Annotated in this window: 12 protein-coding genes; all 12 read right to left on the bottom strand. The window is 64.8% G+C overall.

Annotation, left to right across the window (positions count from 1 at the left end; all coding sequences use genetic code 11):
* Window positions 1-3 precede the first annotated feature (3 nt).
* Window positions 4-1,134, bottom strand: coding sequence for an SLC13 family permease (locus tag DIE11_RS25315; protein ID WP_124627907.1), 1,131 nt, complete (start codon window positions 1,132-1,134; stop codon window positions 4-6).
* Window positions 1,135-1,147: 13 nt separating this feature from the next.
* Window positions 1,148-2,041, bottom strand: a complete 894-nt coding sequence (locus DIE11_RS25310; RefSeq protein WP_059682910.1) for a ParB/RepB/Spo0J family partition protein — start codon at window positions 2,039-2,041, stop codon at window positions 1,148-1,150.
* A 31-nt stretch (window positions 2,042-2,072) separates the two neighbouring features.
* On the bottom strand, window positions 2,073-2,852 hold the full coding sequence (locus tag DIE11_RS25305; protein WP_059602087.1) for a ParA family protein: 780 nt from the start codon (window positions 2,850-2,852) through the stop codon (window positions 2,073-2,075).
* A gap of 51 nt (window positions 2,853-2,903) precedes the next feature.
* Window positions 2,904-3,590, bottom strand: coding sequence for a 16S rRNA (guanine(527)-N(7))-methyltransferase RsmG (rsmG, locus tag DIE11_RS25300; protein ID WP_124627906.1), 687 nt, complete (start codon window positions 3,588-3,590; stop codon window positions 2,904-2,906).
* Window positions 3,587-5,557 carry a tRNA uridine-5-carboxymethylaminomethyl(34) synthesis enzyme MnmG gene (mnmG, locus tag DIE11_RS25295; RefSeq protein WP_124627904.1) on the bottom strand — a complete coding sequence of 657 codons (1,971 nt, stop codon included), beginning with the start codon at window positions 5,555-5,557 and terminating at the stop codon, window positions 3,587-3,589. The genes rsmG and mnmG overlap by 4 nt, the downstream gene beginning before the upstream one ends.
* 516 nt (window positions 5,558-6,073) lie before the next feature.
* Window positions 6,074-6,829, bottom strand: a complete 756-nt coding sequence (locus tag DIE11_RS25290) for an ABC transporter ATP-binding protein (protein WP_059602253.1) — start codon at window positions 6,827-6,829, stop codon at window positions 6,074-6,076.
* Window positions 6,829-8,613, bottom strand: coding sequence for an ATP-binding cassette domain-containing protein (locus DIE11_RS25285; RefSeq protein ID WP_124627902.1), 1,785 nt, complete (start codon window positions 8,611-8,613; stop codon window positions 6,829-6,831). Before DIE11_RS25285 ends, DIE11_RS25290 begins: the two co-directional genes overlap by 1 nt.
* 4 nt (window positions 8,614-8,617) lie before the next feature.
* On the bottom strand, window positions 8,618-9,673 hold the full coding sequence (locus tag DIE11_RS25280; protein WP_059682658.1) for a branched-chain amino acid ABC transporter permease: 1,056 nt from the start codon (window positions 9,671-9,673) through the stop codon (window positions 8,618-8,620).
* Window positions 9,674-9,874: 201 nt separating this feature from the next.
* Window positions 9,875-11,032: an ABC transporter substrate-binding protein gene (locus DIE11_RS25275; RefSeq protein WP_124627900.1), complete on the bottom strand. Its 1,158-nt coding sequence runs from the start codon at window positions 11,030-11,032 to the stop codon at window positions 9,875-9,877.
* A gap of 1,123 nt (window positions 11,033-12,155) precedes the next feature.
* Window positions 12,156-13,130: a branched-chain amino acid ABC transporter permease gene (locus DIE11_RS25270; protein WP_170296431.1), complete on the bottom strand. Its 975-nt coding sequence runs from the start codon at window positions 13,128-13,130 to the stop codon at window positions 12,156-12,158.
* On the bottom strand, window positions 13,130-14,014 hold the full coding sequence (locus DIE11_RS25265) for a branched-chain amino acid ABC transporter permease (protein WP_059602103.1): 885 nt from the start codon (window positions 14,012-14,014) through the stop codon (window positions 13,130-13,132). Before DIE11_RS25265 ends, DIE11_RS25270 begins: the two co-directional genes overlap by 1 nt.
* Before the next feature lie 114 nt (window positions 14,015-14,128).
* Entirely contained in the window at window positions 14,129-15,328 is a 1,200-nt protein-coding gene (locus DIE11_RS25260; RefSeq protein WP_059682654.1) for an ABC transporter substrate-binding protein, read from the bottom strand.
* Window positions 15,329-15,337 lie beyond the last annotated feature (9 nt).

The following is a 15,337-nucleotide window of genomic DNA, read 5'->3' as shown; positions in this document are numbered from 1 at the left end:
CGCTCAGCCGTGAACGAGCAACCACGCACCCAGCGCCGCGCTCAGGATCGCGAACGGAATCGACACGAGGTGAAACGGCACCCACATACGAGGCTCCTTCGCAAGACGCACCGCGATCAGGTTCGCGAGCGAACCGATCGCGAAACCGAAGCCGCCGACCGATACGCCGAACGCGAGCGCCCGCCAGTCGCGCGTGAATTCCGACAGCAGGATCGCCGCCGGCACGTTGCTGATTCCCTGTGACACCACCGCGCCCGCTGCGAACACACGCAGCGGCGAATCGAGATGGGTTCGCGCGATCGCATCGTGGACGACCGGCAGCGCAGCCGCGCTGCGCAGCACGACGAACATCAGCACGAAGATCAGCAGCAGCAGCCAGTCGATCTTCAGGACCGCATCACGTCTCGCCACCAGCAGTGCGATCACGACGGCGATCAGACCCGGCACCGGATTGTGCGCATCGGCGAGCAGTACGAACGCACCGAACAGCACCGCCGCGAGCAACGCATGCATGCGCTGTACGGGAACGGCCTGGACGTCTCCCGACAGATCGAGCGGCTTCGCGCGAAACGCGCACGCAGTCAGCACGAGCAGCAGCGCCATCAACGCCAGTGCGAGCGGCCCGAGCGTGACGACGAAGCGGCCAAACGACACGCCGCTCAATTGCCACAGGAAAAGGTTCTGGGGATTGCCGAGCGGGGTCGCGACGGACCCCGCGTTGACGGCCAGCGCGACCACGATCACGAGCCGCCGGAACGGCAGCGGCGTCAACGTGCGCAGCGATACCATCAGCGGCACGACGACGAACAGCGCGACATCGTTGGTGAGCCACATCGCGAGCGCCGCCGCGAACACGACGAGCAGCATCGCAAGCCCGCGCTCGGAATGCACGTGATGCACGATGCGATGCGCGAGCCACATCAGGCACCCGGACAGCTCGAGCGCCTTGGTCAGCATCAGCAGACCCGCGAGCGTCGCGACGGTCTGCCAGTCGACGAGACCGACCAGCGCGGCAATTGGTTGCGGACGCAACCATTGCAGAACAACCAGCGCAAGCGCCAGCACCGTTAGTACGGGTTCCTGCAAAAGCCAGCCAAGCCACCGGCGCGGCGCCGGTGCGCCCGTGTTTTCCATCGATCGTGCCTCGTTATTCTTCGGCCGCGACGTTGCCGCGCAAGCGCGCAAGAATGCCCTCGAGCGCGTCGAGGTTGCCGAAATCGATCATCACCTGCCCTCGCCCGCGGCGGCCGAGCTTGATCTTCACCGTCGACGCAAGCAGGTCGGACAACTCCTCCTCGAGACGACGCGTGTCGCGGCCGCCGTCATCCTTCGCGCGCGCCTTCACCGCCGGCGCTTCCTTCGTCGTATGCGCGACCAGCTTCTCGGTCTCGCGCACCGACATGCGCTTGTTGACGACCTGGTGCGCGAGCGTGATCTGCGTCGCGGCATCGACCGCAAGCAGCGCACGCGCGTGGCCCATGTCGAGGTCGCCGGCCAGCAGCATCGTCTGCACCGGCGCTGCGAGGTTCAGCAGACGCAGCAGGTTCGATACCGCGCTGCGCGAGCGGCCGACCGATTCGGCCGCCTGTTCGTGCGTGAAACCGAACTCGTCGAGCAAGCGCTGGATCCCGTGCGCCTCTTCCAGCGGATTCAGATCCTCGCGCTGGATGTTCTCGATCAGCGCCATCGCGGCGGCGGCCTGATCGGACACGTCCTTCACGAGCACCGGTACTTCGTCGAGGCCGGCCAGGCGTGCCGCACGGAAACGCCGCTCGCCCGCGATGATTTCGTATTTGTCAGATGAAATAGGTCGTACCAGGATCGGCTGCATCACGCCTTGCGCGCGAATGCTGGCCGCCAGCTCCTGCAGGCTGCCTTCGTCCATCCGCGTCCGCGGTTGGTACTTGCCCGCCTGCAGCTTGCCGAGCGCGAGCGTGTTCGGCGCCCCTTCGATCTTCACCGCTTCGGTGATGTCCGCACTGCCGCCGAGCAGCGCTTCGAGGCCACGTCCCAAGCCCTTCTTCTTTGGTACCGCGTTCATGTCTTTCTTCCTCGCTTCGCTCATGTCCGGATCACGACACCTCGAACGCGCGCACGCGATCGATCATCTCGGCACCAAACTGGATATACGCCTGCGCACCGCGCGAGTTGCGGTCGAATACGACGCCCGGCAACCCGTAACTTGGCGCTTCCGCCAAGCGCACGTTGCGCGGAATCACCGCGTCGAACACCTTGTCGCCGAAGTGCGCTTTCAATTGATCGGAGACTTGCTGCTGCAGCGTGATGCGCGGATCGAACATCACGCGCAGCAAGCCGATGATCTTCAGGTCGCGGTTCATGTTTGCGTGAACCTGCTTGATCGTATTGACGAGATCCGACAGCCCCTCCAGCGCGAAGTATTCGCACTGCATCGGGATCACGACGCCATGCGCCGCGCACAGTCCGTTCAGCGTCAGCAGCGACAGCGTCGGCGGGCAATCAATCAACACGAAGTCGTAGTCGTCGGCCACGCGTTCGAGCGCGCCCTTCAACCGTCGCTCGCGGTTATCGATGCTGATCAGCTCGATCTCGGCACCGGACAGTTCACGGTTGGCCGGCAGCACGTCGTACGTGACGCCTTCCGGACGCACGCGCGCTTCCGTCACCGATACGCCGTCGACCAGCACTTCGTACACGGTCGACTCGCAGGCGGCCTTGTCGATCCCACTACCCATCGTCGCGTTGCCCTGCGGGTCGAGATCGATCAGCAGGACTCGTTGCTCCTGCGCTGCAAGGCTTGCGGCGAGATTGACCGATGTCGTCGTCTTGCCGACGCCCCCCTTCTGGTTCGCAACGCAGAAGATCTTTGCCATCGTTGGTGTGTTCCCTTTACCTTCAAACAAACGGCGCGCTACCGCGCGCCTTCAATTCGCCTCGTCGACGGTGACCTCGATCAGATGCCGTTCGGCATCGAGCATCGGTACCGCCAGCCGCATCGTCTGCTTTACATGACTGCCCTCCGGCAACCGTGCAATTTCGTCGTCCGGATGGACACCCTTCATTGCCCAGATCGATCCACCGGGCGCGACGAGATGTCGAGCAAGTTTAACGAAGTCGGATAGATCCGCGAAAGCGCGGGATACGATCATGTCGAATTTTTCCGGCACTTCGATACCCGGCTGCAGCGATTCGACACGCCCGGTGACGACAGACAGGTTCGCGAGCTTCAGCTCGGCGCGCATCTGCGTCTGGAATGCAGACTTCTTCTGCACGATATCGTTCAGCGTGACCTGCCAGTCCGGCTGGACGATCGCCAGCACGATACCGGGCAACCCGCCGCCCGAACCCACGTCGAGCACGCGCGCCGATGCATGGTCGCGCAGATGCGGAACGATGGAAAGCGAATCGAGAATGTGCTGGATCAGCATCTGCTTCGGGTCGCGGATCGCGGTCAGGTTGTAGACCGCGTTCCACTTGCCGAGCAGCGCGACATAGTCGAGCAGCTGGTTCCGTTGTGCATCCGTCAATGCGATGCCGAGCTCGGCCGTGCCGTCGGCGAGCATCTGTTCAAGTACGTCCCGATTAACCGCCGGCGCGCGACGCGCCGTCATTGTTGCGTCGGGACGGTGCCGCCCCCCTGTTCCGTCGCCTCTGCGGCGGTGCCGTTACGACGGCCAAGGCCTCGGCGTTTCAGGTGCACCATCAGCAGCGAGATCGCTGCCGGCGTGACGCCCGAGATCCGCGATGCCTGGCCGATCGTTTCCGGGCGGAACTCGTTCAGCTTCTGGCTCACCTCGAACGACAGGCCGCGCACCTCGCGGTAGTCGATACCGTCCGGCAAGCGTGTGTTCTCGTTCGCATCGTTGCGCTCGATTTCACTGGCCTGCCGCTCGATATAGCCCTGATATTTGATGCCGATCTCGACCTGTTCCTTGATCTGCTCAAGCAGCACCGGATCGTCGGCCAGCGGCTCTGCAGGCGCGCATTCACCGCCCTTCAGGCCGCACACACCGTCGTAGCTGATACCGGGGCGGCGCAGCAATTCGGCGAGGCTGTACTCGTGATCGATCGCCTTGCCGAGCAACGCGGTCGCCTCTTCAGGCGGCAGCGTCTTCGGCGTGACCCACGTCGATTTCAGTCGTTCGGTTTCACGTGAAACAGCGTCGCGCTTCCGGCTGAATGCGTCCCAGCGCACGTCGTCGACGAGGCCCAATTCGCGGCCGATCTCGGTCAGGCGCATGTCCGCATTGTCTTCACGCAGGCTCAGACGGTACTCGGCACGGCTCGTGAACATCCGGTACGGCTCGGCCACGCCACGTGTGACGAGGTCGTCGACCAGCACGCCAAGGTAGGCCTGGTCGCGACGCGGGCACCATGCGTCCTTCTCCTGCACGTAGCGGCCCGCATTCAGACCGGCCAGCAGCCCTTGTGCGGCCGCTTCTTCGTAGCCGGTCGTGCCGTTGATCTGGCCCGCAAAGAACAGCCCGTTGATCGCCTTCGTCTCGAGCGATGCCTTCAGCGCGCGCGGGTCGAAGTAGTCGTATTCGATCGCGTAACCGGGGCGTAGGATGTGCGCGTTCTCGAGGCCGCGCATCGAGTGCACGAGTTCGAGCTGCACGTCGAACGGCAGGCTCGTCGAAATCCCGTTCGGATAGAACTCGTTGGTCGTCAGCCCTTCCGGCTCGAGGAAGATCTGGTGCGATTCCTTCGATGCGAATCGGTGGATCTTGTCCTCGATTGACGGGCAGTAACGCGGGCCGACACCTTCGATCACGCCTGTATACATAGGCGAACGGTCGAGGCCGCCGCGAATGATGTCGTGCGTGCGCTCGTTCGTGTGCGTAACCCAGCAAGGCAGCTGCTGCGGATGCTGCTCCGCACGGCCCAGGAACGAGAATACGGGGATCGGATCGAGGTCGCCCGGCTGCTCGTCCAGCTTCGAAAAGTCGATCGAGCGGCCATCGATACGCGGCGGCGTACCGGTCTTGAGGCGTCCCTGCGGCAGCTTCAACTCCTTCAAGCGCGCCGACAGCGACACGGCCGCCGGATCGCCCGCGCGACCGCCCGTGTAGTTGTTCAGGCCGACGTGAATCTTGCCGTCGAGGAACGTACCAGCCGTCAGCACGACCGCACGTGCGCGGAAGCGGATGCCGATCTGCGTGACGGCGCCGACCACGCGGTCGCCTTCGACCATCAGGTCGTCGACAGCCTGCTGGAACAGCCACAGGTTCGGCTGGTTCTCGAGCCGATGGCGGATCGCTGCCTTGTACAGGATGCGGTCGGCCTGCGCACGCGTCGCGCGCACGGCCGGGCCCTTCGACGAATTGAGGATCCGGAACTGAATACCGCTCTCGTCCGTCGCGGCGGCCATCGCGCCGCCGAGCGCATCGACTTCCTTGACCAGATGGCCCTTGCCAATGCCGCCGATCGACGGATTGCAGCTCATCTGGCCAAGCGTTTCGATGTTATGGGTCAGCAGCAGCGTTTTCGCACCCATACGGGCCGATGCCAATGCGGCTTCCGTGCCGGCGTGCCCGCCACCGACGACGATGACGTCAAATTCTGTGGGAAAAAGCATGGTGGATTCCGGGCGCAGAACTGCGCACGAACCTATCTGAGAAATGTATGGGCCGAATTATAGCGGGTTCGCTTTTCACCCGAAGACCGTCCGAATGGTAGGGCCGGTTCATTTGGCCACTTTTTTTGCCCGATCGGCTGAGCTGTGCCGTGCGGCCTGCTTCGGCGGCGCTGCTGCAGCCTCAGCGCACATCGTCATACTGTGCAAAATCGCGCACCCGGCAGTGGTTTGCGACCTCCGCCATCGCTGTGCCATCACAGCATTTCGGATCGACCTGCCCGAGCTTATCCCCTGTGCCGCTTGGCTCATGTCGATGGAACGCTGTCACGCGTGCAGCGCTCACTGCCCTGTGCAACCCGGCGCGATGAGGCCCCCACTCTCGTCACAGGGTTTCTGCTTGTCGCTCCGGCACTTATCCCCACGCCCGATTCGCCGACGCATCTCCCCACTCCCAGAAAACAAAAGCGGCGTGTTTCACGTGAAACACGCCGCACGTTTCCCGCCGACCGCCCCCCATCAAGCCGTTTTTTTCACCAGCCCCAGGTATGTTTCGATCACCCGCGGATTCTGCGCCAGCTCCGCCGCCGGCCCTTCCAGCGCAAACTCCCCCGTCTCCAGTACATAGCCGTAGTCCGAAATCTGCAGCGCAGCCCGAGCGTTCTGCTCGATCAGAAGCGTCGCGACGCCTGTGCCGCGTAACGCGCTGATGATATGAAAAATCTCCTTCACGATCAGCGGCGCCAGCCCGAGGCTCGGCTCGTCGAGCATCAGCAGATCGGGCTTGCCCATCAGCGCACGGCCCACCGCGAGCATCTGTCGCTCACCACCCGATAGCGTGCCGGCTGCCTGCTTGCGCCGCTCCTTGAGCCGCGGAAACAGCGCAAACACATGATCGAGCTGGTCGAGGAAGTTCGACTCGCCTGCGAGCTTGCGGCGATACGCGCCCAGCACGAGGTTATCCTCGACCGTCATCGTGCTGAACAGCTCGCGCTTTTCCGGCACAAGGCACATTCCCCGCGCGACACGCTGTTCGACCGGCAGTGCGCCCACGTCCTTGCCACGGTACACAACTGCCCCTGTCGCATGTCCGGTCACCGGCAACGCGCCCATGATTGCGTTCAGCAGCGTCGACTTGCCGGCCCCGTTCGGGCCGATCACGCTGACGATCTGTCCGGCGCCGACCTTGATCGCCGCTCCGTGTAACGCCTCTACCTTCCCGTACCGCACCGCCAGGCCGCGCACGTCGAGAATCGGCATCGTCGTCTCCGCCATCATTCCACCCCGCCCAGATACGCTTCGAGCACCGCCGGATCCTGCTGCACGTCCTGCGGCAGTCCTTCCGCGATCCGCGTGCCGAATTCCATCACCACCAGCCGGTCGGTGAGGTTCATCACGAAATCCATGTCATGTTCCACGAGCAACACGCTCATTCCTTCCGCCTTCAGGCGCCGCAGCAGGTGGGCGAGTTGCTGCTTCTCCTGGTAGCGCAGCCCGGCGGCCGGCTCGTCGAGCAGCAGCAGAGTCGGATCGCAGCAAAGCGCGCGCGCGATTTCGAGAATCCGCTGCTGGCCGAGCGCGAGGCTGCCGGCTTCGTCGTACATGTGCCTCTCCAGCCCGACGCGGCGGATCTGTCGTGCCGCCTCGGCCAGTAGCTGCGCTTCCTCGTGCGCATTGAACCGCGCGATGCTGCGCCACACGCCCGTATGGCCGCGCAGGTGCGCGCCGATCGCGACATTCTCGAGCACCGTCATCGTCGGCAGCAGCTTCACGTGCTGGAACGTACGACCGATCCCCCGCCGGACAATCTGGCGCGACGTGAGCCCGTCGATCCGCTCGCCGCGGAACGTGATCGTGCCGCCGGTCGGCTGCAGCACGCCGGTCACGAGGTTGAACGTGGTCGACTTGCCGGCGCCGTTCGGGCCGATCAGGCCGATGATCTGTCCCGCCTTCACCTCGAAGCTGACGTCGTTGACGGCCACCAGGCCACCGAACTGCTTGCGCGCGTTGTCGACGACGAGCAGCGGCTCGCCCGCCACCGGCTTCGCGCGCTGCGGCAGCGGATCGGCATGGTCGGGCACGTGCGCGCGCGGCCCGCGCGGAAACAGCTTCGCGACGAACGGCCACACGCCTTGGCGTGCGTACTGCAGCAGCAGCACCATCAGCACGCCGAACACGATGATCTCGAAGTTGCCCTCCGAGCCGAGCAGCTTAGGCAACAGCGTCTGCAGGTAGTCCTGAAGCACGGTGAGGATCGCGGCACCGAGCACCGCGCCCCACACGTGCGACACGCCGCCGACCACGGCCATGAACAGGAATTCGATCCCGTGGTTCAGGCCGAACGGGGTCGGGTTCACCGCGCGCTGCAAGTGCGCGTACAGGAAGCCCGAAACCGCAGCGAGCACGGCCGCGTAGATGAAGATCACGACGCGCATCCACGCGGTGCTCACGCCCATCGCCTCGGCCATCACGCCGCCGCCACGCAATGCGCGGATCGCACGGCCTGGCCGGCTGTTGAGCAGGTTCTGCACCGACACGATCGCGGCCAGCACGACGGCCCAGATCAGGAAGTACAGGCTTCGGCCGCTTCCGAGCTCGATGCCGAACAGGTTCAGTGCCGGAATCCCGTTGATCCCGTCGTACTTGCCGAGCAGTTCGAGGTTTCCGAAAAGGTAGAACAGCGCGAGACCCCACGCGATCGTGCCGAGCGGCAGGAAGTGCCCCGACAGGCGCATCGTGACCGCACCGAGCACGAGCGCGACGAGCGCCGTCAGCACGACGCCGACGATCAGCGCGAGCCACGGCGACACGCCGTAGCGCGTCGTCAGGAATGCGGTCGCATACGCGCCGATGCCGACGAATGCGGCCTGACCGAAGCTCGTCATGCCGCCAACGCCCGTCAGCAGCACGAGGCCGATCGCGACGATCGCGTAGAGGCCGATGTAGTTCAGCAGCGTGATCCAGTATTCGGGCACCTGCAGCGCGCCGGGCAGCACCGGCAGCGCGAACAGCACCACGAGAAACACCCAGAAAGTCTTGTTGCGTACCATCGTCTTCATCGCGTCACTCCTCTTCCTCTTCCGTGTGCGGCGTCGCGAAACTGCGCCACAGCAGCACCGGGATGATCAGCGTGAACACGATCACTTCCTTGTACGCGCTCGCCCAGAACGACGAATACGATTCGAGCACGCCGACCAGCAGCGAGCCGGCGGCCGCGAGCGGATAGCTGACCAGCCCGCCGATGATCGCGCCGACGAAACCCTTCAGGCCGATCAGGAAGCCGGAGTCGTAATAGATCGTCGTCAGCGGACCGACGAGGATGCCGGACAGCACACCGAGCCCGGCCGCCAGCGTGAACGCGAGCCGCCCTGCTTCGGTCGTGCCGATGCCGACGAGCCGCGCACCGAGCCGGTTCACGGATGTCGCACGCAGTGCCTTGCCGGCGATCGTGCGGCCGAAATACACGTAGAGCGCGCCGATCAGCACCAGCGCGGTCACGACCACGAGGATGCTCTGTACCGACACCGTCATGCTGCCGACCGACAGCGACGCATCCGCGAAGCCGTTGGTGCGCGAGCCTTCCGCCCCGAACATCACAAGCCCGAGGCCGACCATCGCGAAATGGACGGCGACGGACACGATCAGCAGCAGGAGTGTCGTGCCTTCGGCGATCGGCTGATAGACGAGCCGGTAGACGAACGGCCCCATCGGCACGACGATCGCGAGCGTCAGCGCGATTTGTGCAAGCATCGGCATCGGCTGCGCGGCAAAGCCGCGCGTAATCGCGAACACCGCGAGCGGCAGCAGCACGTAGCGGCTGCCGAGCGTCGCGAGCGTGCGGCCGAGCTGATGACGGCGTTCGCGATGGCGAATCAGGCCGCCGACTTCCAGCAGGAAGCACGCGATGCCCATCACGAACAGCAGCCAGCACGTGGCGGGAAATTTCTGCGCCTGCAGCGCTGCAAGCGTGAGCGCACCGTAGGCGACGAATTCGCCCTGGGGAATGAAGATCACCCGCGTGACGGAAAACACCAGCACGAGCGCCAACGACAGCAATGCATAAATGGCGCCGGTCGTGATGCCGTCTTGCGCGAGGATCGCCGCAATCGAGAGATCCATACGTTTCGGGTATCGAAGATGCTGCGGAGAAACGAAAGACGGGAATGGCCGCGGCGCACGAACGGCAAAATCGGCGCGTCAGGCGCCACGCGGCGGGCCCCGGTGATTCCATGCGGCACGGGAGCGGCCCGTCAGGCCCGCTCCGCTGCCGACGGCGCGCACGGCGCCGTTCGCGCCGCGCCCGCCGGTTTCACGTGGTGCTTACTCGGCCTGCAGCTTCCACTTGCCGTCGACGATCTGCACCATCACGCGCGCACGCGTGTCGAAGCCGTTGTGATCGGTCGGCGTCGTGTTGATCACGCCGTGCGACACGGGCAGGTCCTTCACGCTCTCGAGCGATGCGCGCAGCGCCTCGCGGAACGCCTCGGTGCCTGGCTGGCCCTTCTTCAGCGCTTCGGGGATCGCACGCTGCAGCAACAGCCCCGCATCCCATGCGTGGCCGCCGAAGGTCGACAGCGACCCCGCGCCGTACGCCTTCTCGTACGCGGCCTTGTAGCCGAGCGCCGGCTTCTTCACCGGGTTCGAATCGGGCAGCTGGTCGGTCACGAGCACCGGGCCGGCCGGGAGGATCTCGCCTTCGCAATCCTTGCCGCACACGCGCAGGAAGTCGTTGTTCGCGACGCCGTGCGTCTGATACACCTTGCCCTTGTAGCCACGCTCCTTCAGCGTCTTGGCGGGCAGCGCGGCCGGCGTGCCGGACCCGGCGATCAGCACCGCATCGGGATTCGAGCCCATCAGCTTCAGCACCTGCCCCATCACCGACGCGTCGGTGCGGTTGTAACGCTCGTTCGACACGACCTTCAGCCCGTTCTTCGCGGCAGCCGCATTGAACGTGTTGTACCAGCTGTCGCCGTACGCATCGGCGAAGCCGATGAAGCCGACCGTCTTCACGCCGTGCTTCGCCATGTAGCCGGCGATCGCATCGGCCATCAGCTGGTCGTTCTGCGGCACCTTGAACATCCATGCGCGCTTCGCGTCCATCGGCGAGATGATCTGCGCGCTCGCCGCGAGCGAGATCGTCGGCGTCTTGCCCTGCGATATCGGATCGAGCATCGCGAGCGAGTTCGGCGTGACGGACGAACCGATGATCGCGTCGACATGATCCTCGTCGATCAGCTTGCGCACGTTCTGCACCGCGCGGCTCGTGTCGGACGCATCGTCGAGCACGATGTACTGGACGCTCTTGCCCGCGATTTCCTTCGGCAGCAGCGCGATCGTGTTCTTTTCCGGAATCCCGAGCGACGCGGCCGGCCCGGTGGCTGACAGCGTTACACCGATCTTCACCTGCGCCGACGCCGTGGCCGCCGCGCACACGAGGCCCGCGGCAAGCAGAACCTCCATCCATCGATTCATCTTCATTTATGTTGTCTCCAAACGCTGCTCGAAAAATCCGCGGGTCGCTCGGGCGGCTCCCGGTCCCCAAACAAGTTAATAATTTAACTATCTCGCCGTACCGCGCCTACACTCGTTTTCCCGTGAAACGCCTGCACCGCCATCAAGCCCCGGTGATACTGCGCGCGCACGCGCCGCGGCGCGCTCCGAAACGGTCGCGCGACCGCCACGATGCGCGGCAGTAATGTCGTCTGGATGAACCAACCGGAGAAATGCGGCGTTGCGCGAGACACGATCGATGCGGACGCAACGATTATCGGAAGGTCGGCCGGCCGGGCCGGGTTCGGCTCCGCAAGCGGGCGATGCAGGATCGAAAAATCGGCCGTTCATGCGAACGCGAACGACACGTGGGATGCGAACGCAACGACCGCGGAGACCATCGTGCCGGCAAATCGCACCGGAACGCGCATGCCGGCCGCAGGACGGCTCGTGAACGCCGGGGTATGTCCGTGCACCGCCGACCCCGAACGAGCGGCGCCAGCCGCCCCTTGCACCCCGATCCATCGTCCCGCGCTTCTCATCCAACCGCACTCCCTCTTCTGCATTTTGCTTGTAGGAGAACTGCCGACCGTTTTCCCGACCGCACGGTCGGCGAAAGCTGAGTGTAACGGACGCTTTTTGCGCACGCCAACCGGGTAAGCCCGGACGGCAATGCACGTGGCTGCGCGCCAGCGGCGATCGACCGGCAGGAAGGAAGGACGAAAACGGAGGAAGACGGGATGAGACGCGAGCGAAGTCGGGCAGAATGTGGCGGCACGCCTTTGCACCAGCAACGGAAATTCGCGCACCAAATGAAAAAGCGCTGTTGGATTCCGTCCAACAGCGCTTTTGGGGTCCGGGCACTTTGTGCCTCGATTGTCTCCTCGTTCTCCACCTGCAAATTCGTTTCGCGGTGCATCAGAACTGAAACGAAGATTAAAGGACCTTTCACCCTGCGACAACTTAGCATTTACCCCTATGGTGCATCGCCGCACGAAAATGGGGCACCAGCCTTGCCGCGCGGCACCGGCGCGAGGCCGCCGAAACGCCCTTCCCGGCTGCGCCGGATGGTGCTTCGCATCAACGCGCCGCAACGGCCGCTGCGATGCAATCAGGACGGCCTGAGCGTCTTCACCCGCGCGACCATCTCGCCGACGATCCCGCGCCGGAACGCAAGCACGCATGCGATGAAGATCAGCCCCGTGACGATCGTCGCCGATTCGCCGAGCGAGTGGAACCAGCCGATGCCGGTCGCCGACGCGAGCCATTCGCCGATGTCGCCGAGCCGGTCCTCCAGCGCGACGATCAGCGCCGCGCCGAGCAACGGGCCGAACAGCGTGCCCATCCCGCCGACGAGCGTCATCAGCACGACGAGGCCCGACATCGTCCAGTACGCGTCGGACAGCGTCTCGAAACCGAGCACCAGCACCTTCAGCGAACCGGCCAGCCCCGCGAGCCCGGCCGACAGGATGAACGCGAGCAGCTTGAAGCGATCGGTATCGTAGCCGAGCGAGATCGCGCGCGCCTCGTTCTCCTTGATCGCGACGAGCACCTGGCCGAACGGCGAGTGCACGATCCGCACGATGAAGGCGCACGCCGCGACGATCACCGCGAGTACGACGTAGTAGAGCGCGACGTCGTTCGACAGGTCGACGACCCCGAACAGGTGCCCGCGCGGCACGCCCTGCAGGCCGTCCTCGCCGTGCGTGAACGGCGCCTGCAGGTAGATGAAGTAGACCATCTGCGCGAACGCGAGCGTGATCATCGCGAAGTAGATGCCCTGCCGGCGGATCGCGAACAGGCCGACGACGAGCCCGAGCAGCGTCGCGGCAACGGTACCGACCAGCACGCCGAGCTCCGGTGTGAAGCCGAGCGTCTGGATCGCATAGCCGGTCACATAGCCGGCGGTCGCGAGGAACATCGCATGACCGAACGACAGCAGCCCCGTATAGCCGATCAGCAGGTTGAACGCGGCCGCGAACAGCGCGAACGTGAGCACCTTCATCACGAACACCGGATACGCGCCGATGAACGGCGCGACGAGCAGTGCCGCGAGCAGCACGCCGTATAGCACTTTTCTCTGCATCATTTTTCCTTGCCGAACAGGCCCGCCGGGCGGAACAGCAGCACGATCGCCATGATCACGAACACGACGGTGGCCGATGCTTCCGGATAGAACACGCGCGTGAAGCCCTCGATCACGCCGAGCAGCAGGCCGGTGATGATCGAGCCGAGGATCGAGCCCATCCCGCCGATCACGACCACCGCGAACACGGTGATGATCATCGGCTGGCCCATCAGCGGCGACACCTGGATCACCGGCGCCGCGAGCACGCCCGCGAACGCCGCGAGCGCGACGCCGAAGCCATAGGTGAGCGTGATCATCATCGGCACGTTCACGCCGAACGCCTCGACGAGTTTCGGGTTCTCGGTGCCGGCGCGCAGATAGGCGCCCAGGCGCGTCTTCTCGATCACGAACCAGGTCGCGAGACACACCGCGAGCGACGCGACGACCACCCACGCGCGGTAGTTCGGCAGGAACATGAAGCCGAGATTGGTCGCGCCGGACAGCTGCGACGGCACGTCGTACGGCTGGCCGGACGATCCGTAGATCGACCGGAACACGCCTTCGACGACCAGCGTGAGCCCGAACGTGAGCAGCAGCCCGTACAGGTGATCGAGCTTGTACAGCCAGCGCAGCATCGAACGCTCGATCAGGATCCCGAACGCACCGACGATCAGCGGCGCGAGCACGAGCATCGCCCAGTACGGCAACGCGAAGTACGACAGCCCCATCCACGCGAGCATCGCGCCCAGCATGAACAGCGCGCCGTGCGCGAAGTTGATCACGTTGAGCAGCCCGAAGATCACCGCGAGCCCGAGGCTCAGGATCGCGTAGAACGAGCCGTTGACGAGCCCGAGCAGCAACTGGCTCAGCATCGCCGGCAACGGAATGCCAAAGATTTCCATCGACTTAGCCGTCAGAATGAGTTTCGTTGCGCGCGCAACGTTCAAGCCGTCGCGCGCACGGGCGGCGCAGCGGGCACATCGCTGCGGCCGCCACCACGCGCCGCTATGTCGCGCTTACTTCCACATCGCGCAGCGCGATTCCTGCTTGGTGCCGAATGCCTGGTCGCCCGGAATCGTGGCGAGCACCTTGTAGTAGTCCCACGGCTCCTTCGATTCCGACGGTTTCTTCACTTCCATCAGATACATGTCGTGAATCATGCTGCCGTCCTGGCGAATGAAGCCCTTCGCGTAGAAGTCGTTGATCTTCATCTTCTTCAGCTCGGCCATCACCTTGTCGGAGTCGGTCGTGCCGGCCGCCTGCACGGCCTTCAGGTACGTCGTCACCGACGAATAGTCGGCCGCCTGCAGGCTCGACGGCATCTTCTTCATCTTGCCGAAGTAGCGCTGCGCCCACTGGCGCGATGCCGCGTCGCGGTTCCAGTACCAGCTGTCGGTCAGCACGAGGCCCTGCGTCGTCTCCAGGCCGAGGCTGTGCACGTCGTTGATGAACATCAGCAGCGCGGCGATCTTCATCGTCTTCGTGATGCCGAATTCCTTCGCGGCCTTGATCGAGTTGATCGTGTCGCCGCCCGCGTTCGCGAGGCCGAGGATCTGCGCCTTCGACGACTGCGCCTGCAGCAGGAACGACGAGAAGTCCGACGCCGACAGCGGGTGGCGCACCGTGCCGAGCACCTGGCCGCCATTCGCCTTCACGACATCCGACGTGTTCTTCTCGAGCGCCTTGCCGAACGCGTAGTCGGCGGTCAGGAAGAACCAGCTCTTGCCGCCCTGCTTCACCACCGCCGAGCCGGTGCCCTTCGCGAGCGCCATCGTGTCGTACGCGTAGTGGACCGTGTACGGCGTGCACTGCTCGTTGGTCAGCGTGTCGGCGCCCGCGCCGATGTTGATGTAGACCTTCTTCTTCTCGGCCGCGACCTGGTTCATCGACAGCGCGGTCGCGGAGTTCGTGCCGCCGACCAGCAGGTCGAGCCCGCCGCGGTCCATCCACTCGCGCGCCTTCGACGCGGCGATGTCGGCCTTGTTCTGGTGATCGGCATAGACGACCTCGATCGGCTTGCCGAGCACCTTGCCGCCGAAGTCGGCGACCGCCATGCGGATCGCCTCGAGGCCGCCCTGCCCGTCGATGTCCGCGTAAAGGCCCGACATGTCGGTGATGAAGCCGATCTTCACGGTATCCGCGGCCTGCGCGGCGCCGGCGGTGAACGCGGCAGTCGCGAGGGCGAGACAGGCGTGTGCGAGGGTCTTCATTTTCATTGACGTCTC

The sequence above is a fragment of the Burkholderia sp. Bp9012 genome (genome assembly GCF_003853825.1).
Classification (GTDB): Bacteria; Pseudomonadota; Gammaproteobacteria; order Burkholderiales; family Burkholderiaceae; genus Burkholderia; species Burkholderia diffusa.
Note: the sequence above shows the minus strand (reverse complement) of the source record. Positions and strands in the feature narration are given on the sequence as shown.

Bases quoted from the DNA above. Each gene is read 5' to 3' on its own strand.
- rsmG (WP_124627906.1), bottom strand. From the start codon at position 3,590: ATGACGGCGCGTCGCGCGCCGGCGGTTAATCGGGACGTACTTGAACAG.
- DIE11_RS25285 (WP_124627902.1), bottom strand. From the start codon at position 8,613: ATGAAGACGATGGTACGCAACAAGACTTTCTGGGTGTTTCTCGTGGTG.
- DIE11_RS25305 (WP_059602087.1), bottom strand. From the start codon at position 2,852: ATGGCAAAGATCTTCTGCGTTGCGAACCAGAAGGGGGGCGTCGGCAAG.
- DIE11_RS25310 (WP_059682910.1), bottom strand. From the start codon at position 2,041: ATGAACGCGGTACCAAAGAAGAAGGGCTTGGGACGTGGCCTCGAAGCG.
- DIE11_RS25290 (WP_059602253.1), bottom strand. From the start codon at position 6,829: ATGGCGGAGACGACGATGCCGATTCTCGACGTGCGCGGCCTGGCGGTG.
- mnmG (WP_124627904.1), bottom strand. From the start codon at position 5,557: ATGCTTTTTCCCACAGAATTTGACGTCATCGTCGTCGGTGGCGGGCAC.
- DIE11_RS25280 (WP_059682658.1), bottom strand. From the start codon at position 9,673: ATGGATCTCTCGATTGCGGCGATCCTCGCGCAAGACGGCATCACGACC.
- DIE11_RS25265 (WP_059602103.1), bottom strand. From the start codon at position 14,014: ATGGAAATCTTTGGCATTCCGTTGCCGGCGATGCTGAGCCAGTTGCTG.
- DIE11_RS25315 (WP_124627907.1), bottom strand. From the start codon at position 1,134: ATGGAAAACACGGGCGCACCGGCGCCGCGCCGGTGGCTTGGCTGGCTT.
- DIE11_RS25260 (WP_059682654.1), bottom strand. From the start codon at position 15,328: ATGAAAATGAAGACCCTCGCACACGCCTGTCTCGCCCTCGCGACTGCC.
- DIE11_RS25275 (WP_124627900.1), bottom strand. From the start codon at position 11,032: ATGAAGATGAATCGATGGATGGAGGTTCTGCTTGCCGCGGGCCTCGTG.
- DIE11_RS25270 (WP_170296431.1), bottom strand. From the start codon at position 13,130: ATGCAGAGAAAAGTGCTATACGGCGTGCTGCTCGCGGCACTGCTCGTC.